The organism is Mesorhizobium sp. M0077 (genome assembly GCF_040322955.1).
GTDB lineage: Bacteria > Pseudomonadota > Alphaproteobacteria > Rhizobiales > Rhizobiaceae > Mesorhizobium.
This window is the reverse complement of sequence record NZ_JAMYUL010000004.1, coordinates 27865-45702: the sequence shown is the minus strand read 5'-3', so window position 1 is coordinate 45702 and position 17838 is coordinate 27865. Positions and strand designations below refer to the sequence as shown.

The following is a 17838-nucleotide window of genomic DNA, read 5'->3' as shown; positions in this document are numbered from 1 at the left end:
CAAGTCGGCTCCATCGGCGTAAACCGCGAAAATTCGTGTTCAGGTAAACAAGGCGTATCGATCACTCGGCGGCCTGAAGTTCAGGCCGCGCCGGCGTGTTGGCCAGCCGCTCGACAAGCCTTGTGCGCTCGCCCTCTGCCTTTTCGGCGCTGGCTTGCCTGACATGGCCGTAGCCGCGAATGAGCGCCGGCACCGAGGCAAGGGCGATGGCGGCCTCGATCCTGCCTGGCGCAAGTGCCTTGGCGACAAGCTCCAGATCGGCCTCATAGCGGGCCAGAAGCTGCCGCTCCATGCGCCGCTCAGTGCTGTAGCCGAACACGTCGAAGGCCGTGCCGCGCAGGCCTTTCAGCGCCGCCAGCAGGCGAAATCCCTTCATCATCCACGGGCCGAAGCTCGATTTCCTCGGCTTGCCGTCATTGCCGCGCCTGCCCATGATCGGTGGCGCCAGATGAAATTCGAGTTTGTCGTAGCTCTGGAACTGTTTTGAGAGCTCCATAGCGAAGGAGCCGTCGGTGTATAGCCGCGCCACCTCATATTCGTCCTTGATCGCCATCAGCTTGAACAGGTTTCTGGCGGCGGCCTCGGTCACCGCGGTCGAGTCAGGCACGGCCTTGGCCTCGGCAGCACGCAAAACCGCCAGCTTCTCGGCATAGCGCCTGCCATAGGCGGCATTCTGATAGGCAGAGAGGAAAGCGACGCGGCGGGCGATGATATCGTCCAGCGTCTTGGCGATCTCAGTGGCCTTGCCCGGCTGGGCGACGAGGCCGCGCACAAACTCCGGCTGATGCGCGGCGCGCCGGCCCCAGCGGAAGGCGGCGATGTTCATCGCCACCGCCTCGCCGTTTAATTCGATTGCTTTTTCAACGGCTTGCGCCGACAGCGGCAGCCCGCCATTCTGGAAGGCGAAGCCGAGCATGAACATATTGGCGCCGAGTGAATTGCCGAACAATTGGGTGGCGGTGCGCGTGGCGTCGAAGAAATGCGTCTTGTCTTCGCCGGCGGCAGCACGGATCGCCTTCTTCAGGCGCTCGATCGGCAGCGAGAAATCGGCCGAACGGGCGAATTCGCCGGGCATGATCTCGGCGGTGTTGGCGAGGAAGATGGTATGGCCTTCGCGCACTGCGGCCAGCACCTTCTTGGCGCCCGAGACGACGAGGTCGCAGCCGAGCACCAGGTCCGCCTTGCCGGCCGAAACGCGGATCGCGTGGATGTCGTCCTGAGTGCGGGCGATGCGGACATGGGTGAACACCGAGCCGCCCTTCTGGGCGAGGCCGGCCATGTCGATCATGCCGCAGCCCTTGTCCTCGAGATGGGCGGCCATGCCGAGCACAGCACCTATGGTGACGACGCCGGTGCCGCCGACACCGTCGATGATCGCCGCCCAACCCTCGCTACCGAGCGGGAATTCGGCCGGCACCGGCACGCCGTCAAGCGGGTCGGAGCGCCCGGCAATGCCTTCGGCCTTCCTGATCTTGGCGCCGTGCACGGTGACGAAGGACGGGCAGAAGCCGTTGACGCAGGAGAAGTCCTTGTTGCAGCTCGACTGGTCTATTCTGCGCTTGCGGCCGAACTCGGTTTCGGCCGGCTGGATCGAGACGCAGTTCGATTGCACGCCGCAATCGCCGCAGCCCTCGCAGACCAGTTCGTTGATGAAGACCCGCTTGTCGGGATCCGGGAAGGTGCCGCGCTTGCGGCGGCGGCGCTTTTCGGCGGCGCAGGTCTGGTCGTAGAGCAGCACCGAGACGCCCTTGACGTCGCGCAGCTCGCGCTGGACGAGGTCGAGGTCGTCGCGGTGGTGGATGGTGGCGCCGGAGGGGAATTCGGCCTTCCCCGCATATTTCTCCGGCTCGTCGGTGACGATGGCGATGCGCTCGACGCCTTCGGCGCGCACCTGCCTGGCGATCATGTCGACAGTCAGGCCGCCTTCATGCGGCTGGCCGCCGGTCATGGCGACGGCGTCGTTGTAGAGGATCTTGTAGGTGATGTTGGCATCGGTCGACAGCGCGAAGCGGATCGCCAGCGTGCCGGAGTGATTGTAGGTGCCGTCGCCAAGATTCTGGAAAATGTGGCCACGCTTCGAAAATGGCGCCTGGCCGACCCATTGTGCGCCCTCGCCGCCCATGGCGGTGAAGCCGACCGTGTTGCGGTCCATCCACAGCGCCATGAAATGGCAGCCGATACCGGCGGCGGCGATCGAGCCGTCCGGCACCTTGGTCGAGGAATTGTGCGGGCAGCCGGAGCAGAAGAACGGCGTGCGCGAACCGATATCGCTGGTGTCGGCAAGCATCGCCTGGAACTGGCGCAGCTTTGCCACCTTGCCAGTGATCTCTTCCGAAGGGCCGATTGTGCGCAGGATGCGCTCGCCCAGCGCAATGGCGATCTCGTTGGGGTCAAGCGCGCCCTTGGCCGGGAACAGCCAGTCGCCGCGCTCGTCCTTCTTGCCGACGATCGTCGGCCGCGTGGCGGTGCCGTAGAGGTTTTCGCGCAGCTGCACCTCGATCAGCGAGCGCTTCTCCTCGACGACGACGATGGTGTCGAGGCCGCGGGCGAATTCGGCGATATGCTGCAGGTCGAGCGGCCAGGGGCAGCCGACCTTGAACAGGCGGATGCCGATGCGGTTGGCGGCGGCCTCGTCGATGCCGATGTCTTCCAGCGCCTGGCGGACATCGAGATAGCTCTTGCCCAGCGTGATGATACCGAGCTTCGGCGCGCGGCCGCCCGAATAGACGATGCGGTTCAGGCCGTTGGCATGGATGAAGGCGGATGCAGCGGCGCGCTTGTATTCATGCAGCCGCTCCTCCTGGCCGAGCATGTCGATCTCATCGCGGATGTTGAGGCCGCCGGGCGGCATATCGAACTCCGGCACGACGATGTTCAGGCGCTCGAGCGCGGCATCGACGGAGGCCGTGGATTCGATGTTGTCCTTGACGCATTTGATAGCCGCCCAGGTGCCGGCGAAGCGCGACATGGCAAAGCCGTAGAGGCCGTAGTCGATGATCTCCTGAACGCCGGCCGGGTTGAGGATCGGCACCATGGTGTCGACGAACAGGAATTCGGTGGCGTGCGCATTGGTCGATGATTCGGCCATATGGTCGTCGCCCATCAGCGCAAGCACGCCGCCATGCTTCGACGATCCCGCGAGGTTGGCGTGGCGGAAAACGTCGCCGGAGCGGTCGACGCCCGGTCCCTTGCCGTACCAGACCGAAAACACCCCGTCATGCTTGCCTTCGCCCATTAATTCCGTCTGCTGAGAGCCCCAGCAGGCGGTGGCGGCAAGCTCCTCGTTGAGGCCGGGCTGGAAGACGATGTCGGCCTGCGCCAGCTGCTTTTTCGCCCGCCACAGCTGCATATCGAGGCCGCCGAGCGGCGAGCCGCGATAACCGGACACGAAGCCGGCCGTGTTGAGGCCGGCCCGGCGGTCGCGCTCGCGCTGCATCACAAGCATGCGGATGACCGCCTGTGCGCCGGACAGGAAGATGCGCTCCTTGCCAAGATCGAACTTGTCGTCGAGCGCGACGTCGTGCAGCGTCATCAGGCATTTCCTCTGCGGAGACAGCACCGGGGGCGCGCAGCCAACGTAGGAGTGAGATGGCGCAGTCTTTCTCCGCTTGCAAGGCAGGTCAAACGAAATCGAAAGTGCCAGGCAAAGCGCAACGAACGATCCGCTGCCGTCGCGTATCCGGCACGAAATCGGTCCGCGGCGGTTGTCCGGCGACCGAAAATTTCCACGCAGTCGCGCCCGGCAAAGACGCGTCAGCCTTTCGAGCAATCCGGCTTCGGCTCACCCGGCAGCTTGCCGTCGGGATGGCCGGCAAGATCGGGATTGGCCGTATAGAGCTGGTCGACCACCAGCGGCCGGTCGGGAAGGATCGACTGGTCCTCGCTCGACATCAGCGTCGTGTCGATCTTCTGCAGGAACGTGCCGTCAGGACCCCTGATGCTGATGGAGATCGCATAGGGTTTGTCCTTGACGATGCAGGTGAGCGCCGGGCTCTCCAGGCTGACCTTGTCGAGCTTCGGCCAGACCTTCTGCTCGACTACCAGGGGAGGGCCGCCGGCCGGATTCTGGAAACTGGCGACCGCCACCTGGCCTTCGCCCATCGGCTGCAGGGGCCGCAGCGTCACGACATAGGTCGCCCGGGCGAGACGGTAGTTGAAGACGACGACCTTGCCGGAAACCTCGAACAGCTTGCCGTCGCCGCCGGTGTCGCGGCAGGCGCCAAGCGCAACGGCTGCAATGAGCGCAGCACCGACAAGGATTGAACGAAAAACAACCCTAAGCATTGTTGACCTCATGTGCCGCCGTGCGGCGGCGATAGTGACGGCTTGCTTTCTGGCGGTTGCCGCACACAGCCATATCGCACCAAAGGCGGCTGGAATTGCGGCTCCTGTCGACGAACAGCCAGCTGCAATTGGGACAGATCCTGAGCCTGGCGACCGTGTCGTCGCGCAGCAGCGACAAGGCCGAAACCGCCAGCGCCGCCTCGAACGCGATCGGCTTCGATGGATCGCCGAACGGTCTACCCGGTGCGCCGATTTCGGCAGGGCTCCGATCAAGGCCGTTGGCGCAGGCCTTGAGAAAAGCGGCGAGGTCGCCGGCGGCAAGCGCACCTTTCGACACCGCGCCGCGAAACAGGCGGTCGGTCGTCTCGCGGATCGCCAGCACCACCGGGGCGATCCTGTCCGGCGAGGTCGCCTCCAGCGGTCTGCCGCCAAGCTCGGCACCGCGAAAGCCGCTTGCGGCATCGGCGAAGCGCGCGATCTCGGCCGGATCGTCAAAACGGTCGAAGGTCTTTTCCGGATCGTTGCGCAACACCACGGTGTTGGCCGTATCGAGCGCAAGAATGCCGCCGGTGAAGCGATGCGGGGTCCAAGATACCGTCATATCAGAAATCTAACCGATAAACCGCATTTGACAAGTTAGATTCTACGATGCAAACATTGGCGCGGGCTCCAGCGCCCGGAAAGCTGTCTATGCTCTATTTCTTCCAGCAGGTGCTGAACGGGCTGCATTCCGGCGCGCTCTATGCGCTGCTTGCCTTCGGCTACGTGCTGACCAACGGCATCCTGCACCGGACCAATCTCGCCTATGGCGCGCTGTTCGCCTTTTGCGGCCAGACGATGATCCTGACCGTGGCCTTCGGCTATCAGGTATTGTGGCTGACCTTGCTGGCGGCAGTGGTGCTCGGCGTCGTCACGGCTTTCCTTTATGCCGTGCTGATCGGCCACGTGCTGTCGCGCAGCGTCTTCGAACCGCTGGCCGACCGCACGCCCAATGCCATTGTGGTGACGACGCTCGGCATCCTGCTGGTGCTGTCGGAAGCAAGCCGTATCGCCGCCGACACGCATGACTGGTGGCTGCCGCCTATGCTGGCGCAACCCATTGTCTTCGCTCAGGATGCCGGCTTCCAGGCGACGCTGACGCTGATCCAGCTCATCGATTGCGCGGTGGTTCTGGCGGCCATCATGCTCGCTGCATGGGCGTTTGCCCGCTCGGGCTTCGGTCGCCGTTGGCGCGCCGTCTCCGACGATCCCAAAGCGGCTGCCATGTGCGGCGTGGACGTGCGCGCAGTGTTCCGGCATGCGGTGCTGTTCGGCGGTTTCTGCGCCGCGCTGGCCGGAATCATGGCCGCCCTTTACTACGGCAATGTCAGCTTCGGCTCCGGCCTCGTCTACGGGCTGAAAATCCTGTTCGTGACGGCGGTGGGCGGCTATCTCTCTCCGCCTCGGGCCGCGCTCGGTGCGGCCGCCTTCGGCATGACGGAGTCGCTATGGGCCGGCTATTTCCCGATCGAATGGCGCGATGGCTGGATGTATCTGTTCCTGGTCGCGGCACTTGTGCTGATCGGTCCCGGCCGCGACCAGCAGAAGATCGCCTGATCGCCGCATCCGCTGTCAGACTTTGGTTGCATGACGCAGCAGCCGGTCGGCACTTATCCCCTGCCTCCCGTCACGACGGCGTTGATCGCGCCCATGCCATGTTGACCCGCCGAACCACGCACGGCATACCGTTGGGCCACAGCGGCGCGACGGAAAATAGGGGAGCCGGCGCGCCTTCGACCTCAGGGAGGAAATGCATGGCAGGGCTGCTCGCTCTATCCAGAACGATCGACCGTATGAACGAGTTCATCGGCCGGTGGATATCGTGGCTGATCCTGCTGGCAATCCTGGTCAGCGCCGCCAATGCCATCATCCGCAAGGTCTTCGACGTCTCGTCGAACGCCTGGCTGGAACTGCAGTGGTATCTGTTCGGCGCCGCCTTCATGCTGGCCGCCGCCTACACGCTGAAACAGAACGACCATATCCGCATCGACATCGTCTACGGCATGTGGTCGCGCCGCGTGCAGCACTGGATCGACCTGCTCGGTCATGTCTTGTTCCTGATGCCGTTCGTGACGCTGATGGTGATCTATTTTGTCCCCTACGTGTCGCTGTCGTTCCGCAGCGGCGAAATGTCGAACAATTCCGGCGGCCTGATCATCTGGCCGGCCAAGGCAATCCTGCTCGTCGGCTTCTTCCTGCTGGCGCTGCAAGGCATCTCCGAGATCATCAAGAAGATCGCCATCATGCGCGGCGACATGGACGATCCCAATCCGTTCATCTCGGTGCACGAACAGGCCGAGCTCGAGGCTAAAGCCCTTGCTGAAGAGGCCAAGGCGCTCGCCCAGGAGGCGCGCCCATGATCGAGTTCATCGCCCAGAACATGGCGCCGATCATGTTCGCTTCGCTGATCATCTTCCTGCTGATCGGCTATCCCGTCGCTTTTTCACTCGCCGCAAACGGCCTGATGTTCTTCTTCATCGGCGTCGTGCTGTCGCCCTATTCGGGCGGCTCGATCAACCTGGCGTGGCCGCTGCTGCATGCGCTGCCCGACAATTTCTACGGCAGCCGGGTGATGTCGAACGACACGCTCTTGGCAATCCCGTTCTTCACCTTCATGGGCATCGTGCTGGAACGATCGGGCATGGCCGAGGACCTGCTCGACACGATCGGCCAGCTGTTCGGCCCGGTTCGCGGCGGCCTTGCCTATGCGGTGATTTTCGTCGGCGCGCTGCTTGCCGCTACCACGGGCGTGGTCGCGGCTTCGGTCATCGCCATGGGCCTGATCTCGCTGCCGATCATGCTGCGCTACGGCTATGACCGACGACTGGCGTCGGGCGTCATCGCGGCATCCGGCACACTCGCCCAGATCATCCCGCCGTCGCTGGTGCTGATCGTTCTGGCCGACCAGCTCGGCCGTTCGGTCGGCGACATGTATGCCGGCGCGCTGATCCCCGGCCTGGTGCTGACCGGCCTTTACACGCTCTACATCCTGATCATGTCGATCGTCCGGCCGAACTCGATGCCGGCGTTGCCGCTGGCGGCCCGCACGCTTGGCCACGGCGTGCTGTCGCTGCTCGCGGCACTGCTGGTGGCAGTCGCGGCTTCCTATGCGGCCTATCGCTACCTTGCGCCGGCGCATGGCGACAATGCCGATATCCTTGGCGCCAGCATCGGGGTGATCCTGATCTATATCGTGGCGATCGCCGACAAGGGCCTGAACATCAACATGATGTCCAGGTTGGCCCAGCAGGTGATCATCGTTTTGATCCCGCCTCTGGCGCTGATCTTCCTGGTGCTGGGCACCATCTTCCTCGGCATCGCCACCCCGACGGAGGGCGGCGCCATGGGCGCGGTTGGCGCCCTGGCGATGGCGGCAATGAAGGGGCGGTTGTCGCTGGATGTCATCAAACAGGCGCTCGCGTCGACCACCAGGCTTTCCTCCTTCGTGCTGTTCATCCTGATCGGCGCGCGGGTGTTCTCGCTGACCTTCTACGGCGTCAACGGCCACGTCTGGGTCGAGCATTTGTTGACGTCGCTGCCGGGCGGCGAAGTCGGCTTCCTGATCGGCGTCAACATCCTGGTCTTCGTGCTCGCCTTCTTCCTCGACTTCTTCGAGCTCGCCTTCATCATCGTACCGCTCTTGGCGCCGGCTGCCGATAAGCTCGGCATCGACCTGATCTGGTTCGGCGTGCTGCTCGGCGTCAACATGCAGACAAGCTTCATGCACCCGCCTTTCGGCTTTGCGCTGTTCTACCTGCGCTCTGTCGCCGCGCGCGTGCCCTATCTCGATCGCCTCACCGGCAAGCAGATCGCGCCGGTGACCACCGGCCAGATCTATTGGGGCGCCGTGCCCTTCGTATGCATCCAGGTGATCATGATCGGGCTGACCATCGCCTTCCCGCAAATGGTCATGCGCTACAAGGGTGCGGCCGTCGATCCGGGAGCGATCGAGATCAACTTGCCTGATATGCCGGGCCTTGCGCCTCTCGGCACACCACCACCAGCCAACGGTGGCGCGTCACCCGCGGCGCCACCGTCGAACGATCTCTCGCAGCCGCCGAATTTCGGCGAGACGCCGCCCGCCAAGCCGGCGGCGCCGGCGACCGACCTGTCGCAGCCGCCGAACTTCAACTGATGTGTGAACACTGAGAACCTGAGTGAGGATGTCATGAGAGCCGTGCGCCTGGAAGCCGTGGGCAGCATTGCGCTACGGGAGGTCGACAAGCCTATTGCGGGACTGCAGGACGTTCTGGTGCGCGTCGAAGCCTGCGGCGTTTGCGGCACCGACCGTCACCTCCTCCACGGCGAATTCCCTTCGAGCCCGCCGGTGACGCTTGGTCACGAATTCTGCGGCATCGTCGAGGCCGTTGGAGACGCGGTTTCCGGCATCGCCGTCGGCGACCGTGTTACCGGCGATCCCAACATCTTCTGCGGGCGCTGCAGTCATTGTCGGGCCGGCCGGGTGAACTTGTGCAGCAATCTCAGGGCTATCGGCATCCACCGCGACGGCGGCTTCGCCGACTACGTCGTGATGCCGCAGAGCCAGGCCTTCCTTCTGCCTGCGAACCTCAAGCCAACGCATGGCGCCTTCTGCGAGCCGCTGGCCTGCTGCCTGCACGCTGTCGACCTCGCCGGCATCAGGCCTGGCGCTGCCGTCGTGGTGCTTGGTGGCGGCGTCATCGGCCTGCTTACCGTGCAATTGGCGAGGCTCGCAGGAGCGGCGACCATCATCCTGTCGACGCGGCAGGCCTCCCGCCGTGCGCTCGCCGAAGAGCTCGGTGCAACGGCGACGGTCGACCCAAGCGCGGTCGACCCGATCGAGGCGATCGCCGGCCCAGCCGGCCTTGTGCCCGGCGGGGCCGACGTGGTGCTCGAATGCGCCGGTGTCCCCGATACCGTCGAACAATCGGTGAGGCTGGCGAAGTCCGGCGGCACGGTGGTGATCGTCGGCGTGATGCCGCAAGGCGTGAAAGTGCCCTTCGAACCGTTCGACATCCTGTTTCGCGAGCTGAAGGTTCTCGGCTCGTTCATCAATCCCTTCACCCACAGGCGGGCAGCGGACCTTGTCGCGTCCGGCGCAATCGAGATCGACAAGCTCATCTCAAGGCAGGTCGGCCTGGAGGAAGCCGCCTCGGTGATCGCCAACCCGGCCGCCCCCGGCGAGGTCAAGGTGTTGGTGGTGCCGGGCAGGGAATGAAGGGCAGCCTCAATCCTGCGACGTTGGCGATTGGCGAAACGACGATGACCGCGTCCCTCTCCCCGTCACTATACGGGGAGAGGATGCCGGCAGGCAGGTGAGGTGCAGCGTCAACGCTTGGAAAGATAGCCTATAATTTCGGGGCGGCTACCAAGCCCAAGGCGATCAATCGCCGAAGTTTGCGCCGCCCCTCATCCACCTGCCGGGACCTTCTCCCCGTATAGTGACGGGGAGAAGGGACAGATCCCAGCCTACAGTTTGCCGTTGCGCTGCTGGACCATCATGAAGGTGTCGTAATTGTACTCGGCCACCTGCGCCCACAGATAGTGCTCCTTGCGGAAGCCCTTGATCGAGTCCCAGATCTTCTTGAACGGTGCGTTGGTGGCTTCCATTTCGGTGTAGACCTCATTGGCCTTCTCGAAACAGGCGGCCATGATGTCCTGGCTGAACGGGCGCAATTTCGCGCCGCCGGCCACCAGCCGCTTCACCGCCGCAGGATTGAGAAAATCGTATTTCTGCAGCATGTTGGCGTCCGCCGCCTGCGCGGCGGTGTGCACAAGCGACTTGTAGGCGGGCGACAGCTCCTCGTACTTGGCCTTGTTGAACAAGAGATGGACGGTCGGGCCGCCTTCCCACCAGCCGGGATAATAGTAGTAGGGCGCGACCTTGTAGAAGCCGAGCTTCTCGTCGTCATAGGGGCCGACCCATTCGGCGGCGTCGATCGTGCCTTTTTCCAGCGCCGGATAGATGTCGCCACCGGCGATCTGCTGCGGCACGACGCCGAGCTTCTGCACCACTTTGCCGGCAAAGCCGCCGATGCGCATCTTGAGGCCGGACAGGTCGGCGACGGTGTTGATCTCCTTGCGGAACCAGCCGCCCATCTGCACGCCGGTGTTGCCGCCGGGCAGGCCGAAAAGACCCTGCGTGGCAAGAAACTCGTTGAACAGATCGATGCCGCCGCCATGATAGTGCCAGGCGTTCATGCCGCGCGCGTTGAGCGAGAACGGCACCGCCGCACCGAGCGCCCATGTCGGGTCCTTGCCCCAATAATAGTATGACACCGTGTGGCAGGCCTCGACAGTGCCGGCAGTGGTGGCGTCGGCGGCCTGCAGGCCGGGCACAAGTTCGCCGGAGGCGAAGACCTGGACCTGGAAATTGCCGTCCGTCGCCTCAGACAGCATCTTGGAGAAGACTTCGGCGCCGCCATAGATCGTATCGAGTGACTTGGGAAAGGATGACGCCAACCGCCACGTCACTTTCGGATTGGACTGGGCGATTGCCGGTGCGGCTAGCGTAGCGGCAGCCGCCGCTGCGCCCACGCCGGTGACCCCGGCCTTGCGGATGAATGAACGACGATCCATGCAGTTCCTCCCTATTGGACCAACAACCGATATCAGGGACATCTCCTCACGTCCGGTATCGATTTGCCCGAAACAATACACGGGCAAAAGGTCGAGTCCAGCATGGTGGCGGGATTTGACGGCGGCGCTGGCGACAAATCCGCGGGCCGGCCGGCCAGCCTGCAACTATAGTCTAACGTTCGCCGCGTGGCCCATGCGAGATGGCGAAACTTGCCATGGAAAAGCGCCTTCGGATCGCCTATTTTGCAGGCACAATAGCTATTCGCTTCGCGCCAAATGGAATCCGGACCCAAAATGCACCAGCCGCTCGTCGCCATATCGACCGACGTCCGTCAGTTCGACAACTACACCTGGCATGCCGTCCCGCAGCAATATATCGAGGCAGCACTTTCCGGCGCCGGCGTGTTCCCGCTTTTGGTGCCGTCCTTCGGCGACCGGCTCGATTTCGACGAGCTGTTGTCCTCGGTCGATGGTGTCATGGTCACCGGCTCAAAGTCCAACGTGCATCCCTCGCTCTATGGCGGCGACGCCAGCGAGGCCAACGGCCCCTACGACCCGGCGCGCGATTCCACCACGCTGCCGTTGATCTGCAAGGCGATCGAGCGCGGCGTGCCGCTGCTTGCCATCTGCCGCGGCATCCAGGAGTTGAACGTGGCGCTAGGCGGCACGCTTGGCACCGAGATCCAGGAGCGCGAAGGTTCGCTGGACCATCGCGCGCCGGTGAGCGACAATCAGGACGAACGTTTCGCCATTCACCAGACCATTTCGATCAAGCCGGGCAGTTGCCTGGCCGGTGTATTCGGCGCCGGCGACATCAAGGTCAACTCGCTGCACCGCCAAGGCATCGACCGGCTCGGCTCGAAGCTGCAGGTCGAGGCGGTTGCCGGCGACGGCACGGTGGAGGCGGTTTCGGTGAAGGACGCCCGCGCCTTCGCCGTCGGCGTGCAATGGCACCCCGAATACTGGGTCAAGTCGGACGGCAACTCGGCCAAGATCTTCCGCGCTTTCGGCGATGCGGTGCGCCTGCATGCGGCGGCGAAAGCCGGTGCACGGGCGGCGGCGGAATAAATCCCGACGATCAATTGCCGGCGGATTGATCCCGTTCGCCGGTTGTCGCCAGCGACAGCAGCGGCGTGGCCGGAGCGTAGGATTCGTAGCCGTCGCCATCCGCAACCGAGAAGGTGACGATCGGGTCGGTGCCGTCGGCGCTGAACGCGATCGTGCCGTCCTCGCCCTCTCGCCAGAATTTTGCCCGCTCGATCCCCGGCAGCAATCCGCGGCAACTCGGCGCCAAGGTCAACAGCGACAGGCCATCGTCAATCGCGGCGCCGCGGCTAACCGCGCAGTCGCCTTCGTCGCCATTGGCGACCAGCCTGAAGGTGGTTGCCGGCCTTGCTTCATTGGCCGAACTTTCACTGCTGCCGCCGTGAAACAGCTGAAAGCCGGCGAAAAGTGCCGCTGCCGCAATCAATGCCGGAAGTTTCGTCATCTTGCACTCCGCGCCCCCCGGCGCAGATGCAGAATGATTCCAAAGCGTTAAGTCAACGTTAACGAGTGTGGCAGAGAGCCGCTCAGGTTCGTGGCTTGACTTGCGCCGTCTCAGGCACCGGGGTCAGTGGCCGGCGCTCGCTGAACCAGGATACCAGATTGTCGACGCACAGATCCGCCATGGCCCGGCGCGTATGGTGCGAGGCCGAGCCGACATGGGGCAAAAGCGAGGTGTTTGGCGCCTCCAGCAAAGCCTTGGGCACATTCGGTTCATCGGCGAAAACATCGAGCCCGGCCGCGGCGATGGTGCCGTTGGCAAGCGCTGCGGCGAGGTCTGCCTCGTCGACCGTGCTGCCACGGCCGATGTTGACGAAAACGCCGTTGGCGCCAAGCGCCGCCAGGATTTCGGCATTGACCGCCTTCTCCGTGGAAGCGCCGCCCGGCACTACGGAAATCAGCGTATCGACCGCTTCGGCAAGGCCCTTCAGCGTCGGGTGGTATTCATAAGCCAGACCTTCGACCTTGCGCCTGTTGTGGTAGGCCACCGGCAGCCCGAACGCTTCCAGCCGGCGCGCAATGGCAAGGCCGATGCGGCCCATGCCGAAAATGCCGACATGCCGACCGCGCAAGGTCAGCCGGCTCAGGGGATAGTTGCCCTTCTTCACCCAACTGCCGTCGCGCAGCCATTTCTCGGCGTTGTAAAGTTCACGCACGGTGTTGAGCAAAAGGCCGATCGTGGTGTCGGCGACCTCCTCGGTCAAAACATCGGGGGTGTTGGTGACCATGATGTTTTTCTTGGCCGCATGGCCGGCATCGACCGAATCATAGCCGACGCCGAAGGAGGCGATGAGTTCGAGGTTGGGCAATGCATCCATCAATGCCGCATTGACGCCGGCGAAGGACGCAATGGCGCGCACGTCATGGCGCATCTCGTCGGTGACCAGGGCGGGATCGGCGCGCTCTATCTTGACCCGCTTGAAGGTGCGGTCGATGCGCTCGACCGCATGGTCGTTGAAATGTCCCGGCACCAGAACGGCGACGGTCTGCAACGCATCAGTCTTGGTCATGCACGCTCCACCGGCTTGCCGGTCGACTGGCGCACATGCAGTTCCGGCTTGATCAGTTCCTGTGACGGCCGTACCGCCTGTCCGTTCAATTTGTCGAGCAGCGCGCTGGCGGCACGGCGGCCGACCTCGCGCTGGCCATTCCAGACCGTGGTGAGCGCCGGTGTCGCGATTGCCGCCTCCTCGAGATCGTCATAGCCGGTGACCGAGATGTCGGCGCCCGGCACCAGGCCGGCGCGGGCAATGCCGTTCATCAGGCCGATGGCGACCAGATCATTCCAGCAGCAAGCGGCGGTTGGCTTGTCTTTAAGCGCCAAAAACTGTCCAGCCGCCTCGAATCCGCCCTGCTTGGTGCGCGGCCCGGCGATGCGCCAGGATGGCCTGACCTCAAGCCCGGCGGCCTCCATGGCGTTGAGATAGCCCTGGTAGCGGTCGCGCCCGGTCGAGGTCTGGTCGGTGCCGCCGATCATGGCGATGCGCTTGTGCCCGAGCGAGATCAGATGATTGGTGGCAAGTGCCGTGCCATAGGCATCGTCACCACGAAACACCGGCACGTCGGCGCCTTCCACGCTGCGTGCGATCAGCACCGCAGGCAGGCCGTTTTCCTCGGCCATGACGATGTCGGAAGCCGGCGTGCCGATGGCCGGGGACATGATGACGCCGTCGGCGCCGAGTTGCAGCAGCGTATCGATGAAGGTGCGTTGCTTTTCCAACTGGTCATAATGGTTGGACAGGATGAAGGTCTGCCGGCTGCGATCGAGTTCGCTTTCGATCGAGCGCAGGATCTCGGCGAAGAACGGGTTCATGATGTCGTGCACAACGACGCCGACAATGCCTGAGCGCGAGGTGCGCAGTGAGGCGGCGCGGCGGTTGTAGATATACCCGATGGCCCGCGCATGTTCCTTGATGCGGTCACGCGTGGCGCCTGCGACCAGCGGGCTGTCGCGCAAGGCGAGGGAGACGGTGGCCGTGGACACGCCAAGCGCATCCGCGATCGTCGAAAGCTTGATCTTTTGTGCCAGCCCTTCGCTCCCCGAGTTTTTTAAATTTTTTAAATGCGGCGTTATGCCATCGGATTCGGAGCAAATCAAAGTTTTTTCGCCAGAGCCTCCGCCTCTATATCGACGGTCGTGCGATTGCGCAGCCGCAAACGGTGCTCGCGATGGATGATGTAAAGGCCGCTGGCGACGATGATGGCAGCACCCACCAGCGTCCAGCGGTCGGGGAACTGGTGGAAGATGATCCAGCCGGACAGGATCATCCAGACCATCTGCGAATAGGGATACGGCGCCAGCGCCGTGGTGGTTGCCAGGCGATAGGCCTGCACCAGAAGCCAGTGGCCGCCGGCGCCAAACACGCCCAGCATCACCAGGATGACCCAATGCCAGCCATCCTGCGGCAGCTGATGCGAGAACGGCAGCATCGGCAAAAGGAGCACGGCCGGCGCCAGCGCCGAAAACAGGATCAGGCTTTCCGAGCTTTCGCTGGCCGACATGCGGCGCGTCATGATGACGTAAAAACAGTTCGACAGCATGGAGCCGAGCGCGAAGAGGTGGCCGACACCGAAAACGCCGACGCCCGGCCTTGTGATGACCAGCACGCCGACAAAACCCGTCAGGATCGCCAGCCAGCGCCGCCAGCCCGCCCATTCGCCGAGCAGCGGACCGGCAAGGGCGGTGATCACCATCGGGCCGAAGAAGTAGATCGAGGTGGTCTCGGCCAATTGCAGTGTCTTGAGCGCCATGACGTTGCACATGGTCGAGCCGAACAGCAGTCCGCCGCGCAGGATGTGGGCCGACAGATTGTTGGCGCGGAAGCGCGACGGCTCGCGCCAGCCGCGCAGAAAAACGCCGACAAGCAGGACATGGACGGTGAAGCGGGCCCAGGCGACGATCAGCGCCGAGACGCCGGCCAGCACCAGATATTTGCTCGATGTGTCGAGAAAGGTGAAAAAGACATAGGTGGAAAGCATGAACAGCATCGCCGCGGGCGGCGTTGCGCTTTCGTCTGATCTTGCGGGAACGTTCAAATGTCAGGCCGGGCAGGGAGGATCAACGCTTAACCTTTGCGGCAATCTCCAGCGCCCGGCAAGCCAAAAGCGACTGGCACAACAGGAGCCGCGCGCAGGCTCAGCGCGGGCCGATCCTATGCCGGCTAAAGCGCCTCGCCGGATGCCACTTGCGCCTGGAGATGAAGCCACAACGCCTGGGCGACGGGTCCATGCGGTCGGTCGCGCCGGCGCACCGCCGCCAGGGTCTCCGTCCGGCCGGGCAGATGTGCACCAGCGATCGAGATCAGCCTCCTATCCCGCAGTTCGTCCTCGATCAGCCATGCCGGCAGATGGCCCCAGGCCAGTCCGTGAAGGATCAGTTCCTTCTTCATCAGATGATCCGGCACCGAGCACTGATGCGCACCGTCGACGAGGAAATAGCTCTCCGGCGACGGCCGCCGCGCCGTGTCGCGGATCACGCACTGGGTGAAGGGCCGCATCTGCTCCGGCGCAATCTCGCGGCCAGGCGCGAACGGAAGGAACCCAGGCGCCACCACCGGCACGAGGGGCACCGCGCAGAGATGGATCCGCTCGAGATGCGGATCGGAAGGATCCGCGCGATGGAAGATGAGGTCAGCCTCGCCTTCCATCAACCGTTCGAGCGGACCGCCGACCGCCTCGTACTCCAGGTGCAGGCGTGTCCCGGTGCGTTCGGCAAAGAAGCCGCTGAGCATAGGCAGGATTTGCGGTCGCGGGCAGAGATCACCCATGACGACACGCAGGACCGTCTCCTCGCCGCTCGCCAACTGGCCCGCATAGGTTCGCAGATGGTCGAGCTCGCGCAATGTCAGCTGCGCTCGCGCGTGAAACTCGCGGCCCGCCTCCGTCAGCCCCACCCGATATCCGCTGCGGTCGAGAAGTGTGAGCCCGAGCAACTGCTCGAGGCGTGCGACAGCGGCGAAGACGGATGGATGCGATCGGTTCAAGGCAAGGGCGGCCGCCTGGAAGCTGCCCTCGCTTGCCACGGCGTCAAAGCACCGTAAGTCGTGGAGTTTCAGACCATTCATTATCGTAAAAACCTACTGAGATCGTCCAATCATAGTAATTTTCCTGGATAATTAAGAGGCCTAGGGTGGCTCATTCAAAGGGCGGCGGGAGCATCGAACTCCTTTCGCCAGGGTGAGATGAGGACCAGATGACTGACACGCTTTATTTTACGGCGGGCGACGGCTGCCGGATCGCCTATCAGCTGGCGGGGGCCGGCCCTGTGCTTGTGCTCTCGAATTCCATTGCGACGAACCTGCATATGTGGGACCGGCAGCTAGCGGAACTTGCCGGATCTTTCCGGGTGCTGCGCTATGATCTGCGCGGCCACGGCAGTTCCGATGCTCCGGCCGGAGCCTATTCGCTTGATCGGCTGGGCCGCGACGTCCTTGAGCTGCTGGATGCGCTTCAAATCGCCCGCGTGCATTTCTGCGGGCTGTCGCTGGGCGGCTTCGTAGGGCAGTGGCTGGGTATCCATGCCTCGGAGCGCATCGAGCGTCTCATCCTTTCCAACACCTCGCCGCATCTCGGGCCGGCTTCTTACTTTGATGAGCAGATCAGGACTGTCCTTGCAGCGAGCAACATGTCGGCCACCGCGGACATGTTCATGCACAACTGGTTTCCCGCCTCGATGCTTGCCGGCCCAAACGAAACCGTCGACGCGTTCCGCGCGATGGTCCTGGCGACGCCGCCCCAAGGTCTCGCGGGATGCTTCGCCGCCGTACGCGATTGCGATCTGCGCCGGACTGTCTCCCTCATTACCGCGCCCACCCTGGTGATCGGTGGAGAAGACGACAAGGTAACGCTGGCAAGCCACAGCGAGGGGATCGCAGCCAGCATCCCCGGCGCCACGCTTACACTGCTTCCGGGCGTCCATATGCTGAACGTCGAGCGGCCGACTGAATTCATGAGCGCCGTTACACGCTTCCTGCTGAATTAGGCGTGCATGCGGGCGCCCTTGGTGATCTTGTCGACGAGTTTCTTGTCGGCACGCAGCGCGATGCCGACGATCTTGGCGTCCTCAGGCCCGAACTCGGCGAAGACCGCGCGGTTGGCCGCATCGAAGCCGGTGGCAAACATCTCCTCGACATAGGCTGACCCCGTCACGCCCCGCTCCAGCGCCTTCCGGTGGATGGAGTTGAGCGTCGGCCCATCGGCCGAAAGCACGATGACCGGCTGGATCGACAGAGGATTGTAAAGGTTGCCGGCGCGGTCGCGGTAGGGTTCGCCGATAATGGCGGGGAATTGCGCGACGATGCCGCTGGTCAGGAAGGCGGCGACGTTGAGCTTTTGCCAGACGGCGAGATCGTCCCGCAGCACGATTGCAAATTTCGTATCGAACACCAAAATGAGAACTCCGGAGCACGCCCA

16 protein-coding genes are annotated in these 17838 nt (G+C 63.8%); 6 read left to right on the top strand and 10 right to left on the bottom strand.

Translation table 11 applies throughout. The features are described from left to right. Positions 1-61: 61 nt before the first annotated feature. The 3 genes from NKJ57_RS09975 to NKJ57_RS09965 form a co-directional block, all read right to left on the bottom strand. A complete protein-coding gene (locus tag NKJ57_RS09975) occupies positions 62-3532 on the bottom strand; it encodes an indolepyruvate ferredoxin oxidoreductase family protein (RefSeq protein ID WP_352510594.1) in 3471 nt (1156 codons plus the stop codon). Between the two features lie 221 nt (positions 3533-3753). Continuing rightward, positions 3754-4284 carry a hypothetical protein gene (locus NKJ57_RS09970; protein ID WP_023694704.1) on the bottom strand — a complete coding sequence of 177 codons (531 nt, stop codon included), beginning with the start codon at positions 4282-4284 and terminating at the stop codon, positions 3754-3756. Next, positions 4277-4885, bottom strand: coding sequence for a CGNR zinc finger domain-containing protein (locus NKJ57_RS09965; protein WP_352510593.1), 609 nt, complete (start codon positions 4883-4885; stop codon positions 4277-4279). Before NKJ57_RS09965 ends, NKJ57_RS09970 begins: the two co-directional genes overlap by 8 nt. 89 nt (positions 4886-4974) lie before the next feature. On the opposite strand from NKJ57_RS09965, the gene NKJ57_RS09960 reads away from it, so the two are divergent. The 4 genes from NKJ57_RS09960 (at position 4975) to NKJ57_RS09945 (ending at position 9520) form a co-directional block, all read left to right on the top strand. Then, the gene (locus tag NKJ57_RS09960; RefSeq protein ID WP_352510592.1) at positions 4975-5880 is read left to right on the top strand and encodes a branched-chain amino acid ABC transporter permease; all 906 of its coding nucleotides are present in this window, start codon (positions 4975-4977) and stop codon (positions 5878-5880) included. A 197-nt stretch (positions 5881-6077) separates the two neighbouring features. Beyond that, positions 6078-6683, top strand: a complete 606-nt coding sequence (locus NKJ57_RS09955) for a TRAP transporter small permease subunit (protein ID WP_352510591.1) — start codon at positions 6078-6080, stop codon at positions 6681-6683. Beyond that, on the top strand, positions 6680-8458 hold the full coding sequence (locus NKJ57_RS09950) for a TRAP transporter large permease (protein ID WP_352510590.1): 1779 nt from the start codon (positions 6680-6682) through the stop codon (positions 8456-8458). Before NKJ57_RS09955 ends, NKJ57_RS09950 begins: the two co-directional genes overlap by 4 nt. A gap of 33 nt (positions 8459-8491) precedes the next feature. Continuing rightward, entirely contained in the window at positions 8492-9520 is a 1029-nt protein-coding gene (locus NKJ57_RS09945; protein ID WP_352510589.1) for a zinc-dependent alcohol dehydrogenase family protein, read from the top strand. A 251-nt stretch (positions 9521-9771) separates the two neighbouring features. On the opposite strand, the gene NKJ57_RS09940 is transcribed toward NKJ57_RS09945, so the two are convergent. Continuing rightward, positions 9772-10881: a TRAP transporter substrate-binding protein gene (locus NKJ57_RS09940; protein WP_023671351.1), complete on the bottom strand. Its 1110-nt coding sequence runs from the start codon at positions 10879-10881 to the stop codon at positions 9772-9774. Positions 10882-11175: 294 nt separating this feature from the next. Here NKJ57_RS09940 and NKJ57_RS09935 point away from each other — a divergent pair, with 294 nt between their 5' ends. Then, entirely contained in the window at positions 11176-11949 is a 774-nt protein-coding gene (locus NKJ57_RS09935; RefSeq protein WP_023725934.1) for a gamma-glutamyl-gamma-aminobutyrate hydrolase family protein, read from the top strand. Positions 11950-11959: 10 nt separating this feature from the next. Here the strand turns inward: NKJ57_RS09935 and NKJ57_RS09930 are convergent, their stop codons facing one another. From NKJ57_RS09930 to NKJ57_RS09910, 5 genes are all read right to left on the bottom strand, one after another. Further along, positions 11960-12370, bottom strand: coding sequence for a hypothetical protein (locus tag NKJ57_RS09930; RefSeq protein ID WP_352510588.1), 411 nt, complete (start codon positions 12368-12370; stop codon positions 11960-11962). An 82-nt stretch (positions 12371-12452) separates the two neighbouring features. Further along, positions 12453-13436 carry a 2-hydroxyacid dehydrogenase gene (locus NKJ57_RS09925; protein WP_352510587.1) on the bottom strand — a complete coding sequence of 328 codons (984 nt, stop codon included), beginning with the start codon at positions 13434-13436 and terminating at the stop codon, positions 12453-12455. Beyond that, positions 13433-14455, bottom strand: coding sequence for a LacI family DNA-binding transcriptional regulator (locus NKJ57_RS09920; RefSeq protein WP_023671355.1), 1023 nt, complete (start codon positions 14453-14455; stop codon positions 13433-13435). Before NKJ57_RS09920 ends, NKJ57_RS09925 begins: the two co-directional genes overlap by 4 nt. Positions 14456-14520: 65 nt before the next feature. Then, entirely contained in the window at positions 14521-15405 is an 885-nt protein-coding gene (locus tag NKJ57_RS09915) for a DMT family transporter (protein ID WP_352510586.1), read from the bottom strand. Between the two features lie 182 nt (positions 15406-15587). After that, a complete protein-coding gene (locus tag NKJ57_RS09910; protein WP_352510585.1) occupies positions 15588-16490 on the bottom strand; it encodes a LysR family transcriptional regulator in 903 nt (300 codons plus the stop codon). A gap of 128 nt (positions 16491-16618) precedes the next feature. Between NKJ57_RS09910 and NKJ57_RS09905 the strand changes: the two genes are divergently transcribed. Continuing rightward, entirely contained in the window at positions 16619-17407 is a 789-nt protein-coding gene (locus NKJ57_RS09905; protein ID WP_352510584.1) for an alpha/beta fold hydrolase, read from the top strand. Here NKJ57_RS09905 and NKJ57_RS09900 read toward each other — a convergent pair. Then, on the bottom strand, positions 17404-17811 hold the full coding sequence (locus NKJ57_RS09900) for a DUF2000 family protein (protein WP_023683511.1): 408 nt from the start codon (positions 17809-17811) through the stop codon (positions 17404-17406). The two genes, NKJ57_RS09905 and NKJ57_RS09900, sit on opposite strands and share 4 nt — an antisense overlap. Positions 17812-17838: the final 27 nt, after the last annotated feature.

Coding starts and splice junctions, on each gene's coding strand:
- NKJ57_RS09975 (WP_352510594.1), bottom strand. CDS start 3,532: ATGACGCTGCACGACGTCGCGCTCGACGACAAGTTCGATCTTGGCAAG.
- NKJ57_RS09970 (WP_023694704.1), bottom strand. CDS start 4,284: ATGCTTAGGGTTGTTTTTCGTTCAATCCTTGTCGGTGCTGCGCTCATT.
- NKJ57_RS09965 (WP_352510593.1), bottom strand. CDS start 4,885: ATGACGGTATCTTGGACCCCGCATCGCTTCACCGGCGGCATTCTTGCG.
- NKJ57_RS09960 (WP_352510592.1), top strand. CDS start 4,975: ATGCTCTATTTCTTCCAGCAGGTGCTGAACGGGCTGCATTCCGGCGCG.
- NKJ57_RS09955 (WP_352510591.1), top strand. CDS start 6,078: ATGGCAGGGCTGCTCGCTCTATCCAGAACGATCGACCGTATGAACGAG.
- NKJ57_RS09950 (WP_352510590.1), top strand. CDS start 6,680: ATGATCGAGTTCATCGCCCAGAACATGGCGCCGATCATGTTCGCTTCG.
- NKJ57_RS09945 (WP_352510589.1), top strand. CDS start 8,492: ATGAGAGCCGTGCGCCTGGAAGCCGTGGGCAGCATTGCGCTACGGGAG.
- NKJ57_RS09940 (WP_023671351.1), bottom strand. CDS start 10,881: ATGGATCGTCGTTCATTCATCCGCAAGGCCGGGGTCACCGGCGTGGGC.
- NKJ57_RS09935 (WP_023725934.1), top strand. CDS start 11,176: ATGCACCAGCCGCTCGTCGCCATATCGACCGACGTCCGTCAGTTCGAC.
- NKJ57_RS09930 (WP_352510588.1), bottom strand. CDS start 12,370: ATGACGAAACTTCCGGCATTGATTGCGGCAGCGGCACTTTTCGCCGGC.
- NKJ57_RS09925 (WP_352510587.1), bottom strand. CDS start 13,436: ATGACCAAGACTGATGCGTTGCAGACCGTCGCCGTTCTGGTGCCGGGA.
- NKJ57_RS09915 (WP_352510586.1), bottom strand. CDS start 15,405: ATGCTTTCCACCTATGTCTTTTTCACCTTTCTCGACACATCGAGCAAA.
- NKJ57_RS09910 (WP_352510585.1), bottom strand. CDS start 16,490: ATGAATGGTCTGAAACTCCACGACTTACGGTGCTTTGACGCCGTGGCA.
- NKJ57_RS09905 (WP_352510584.1), top strand. CDS start 16,619: ATGACTGACACGCTTTATTTTACGGCGGGCGACGGCTGCCGGATCGCC.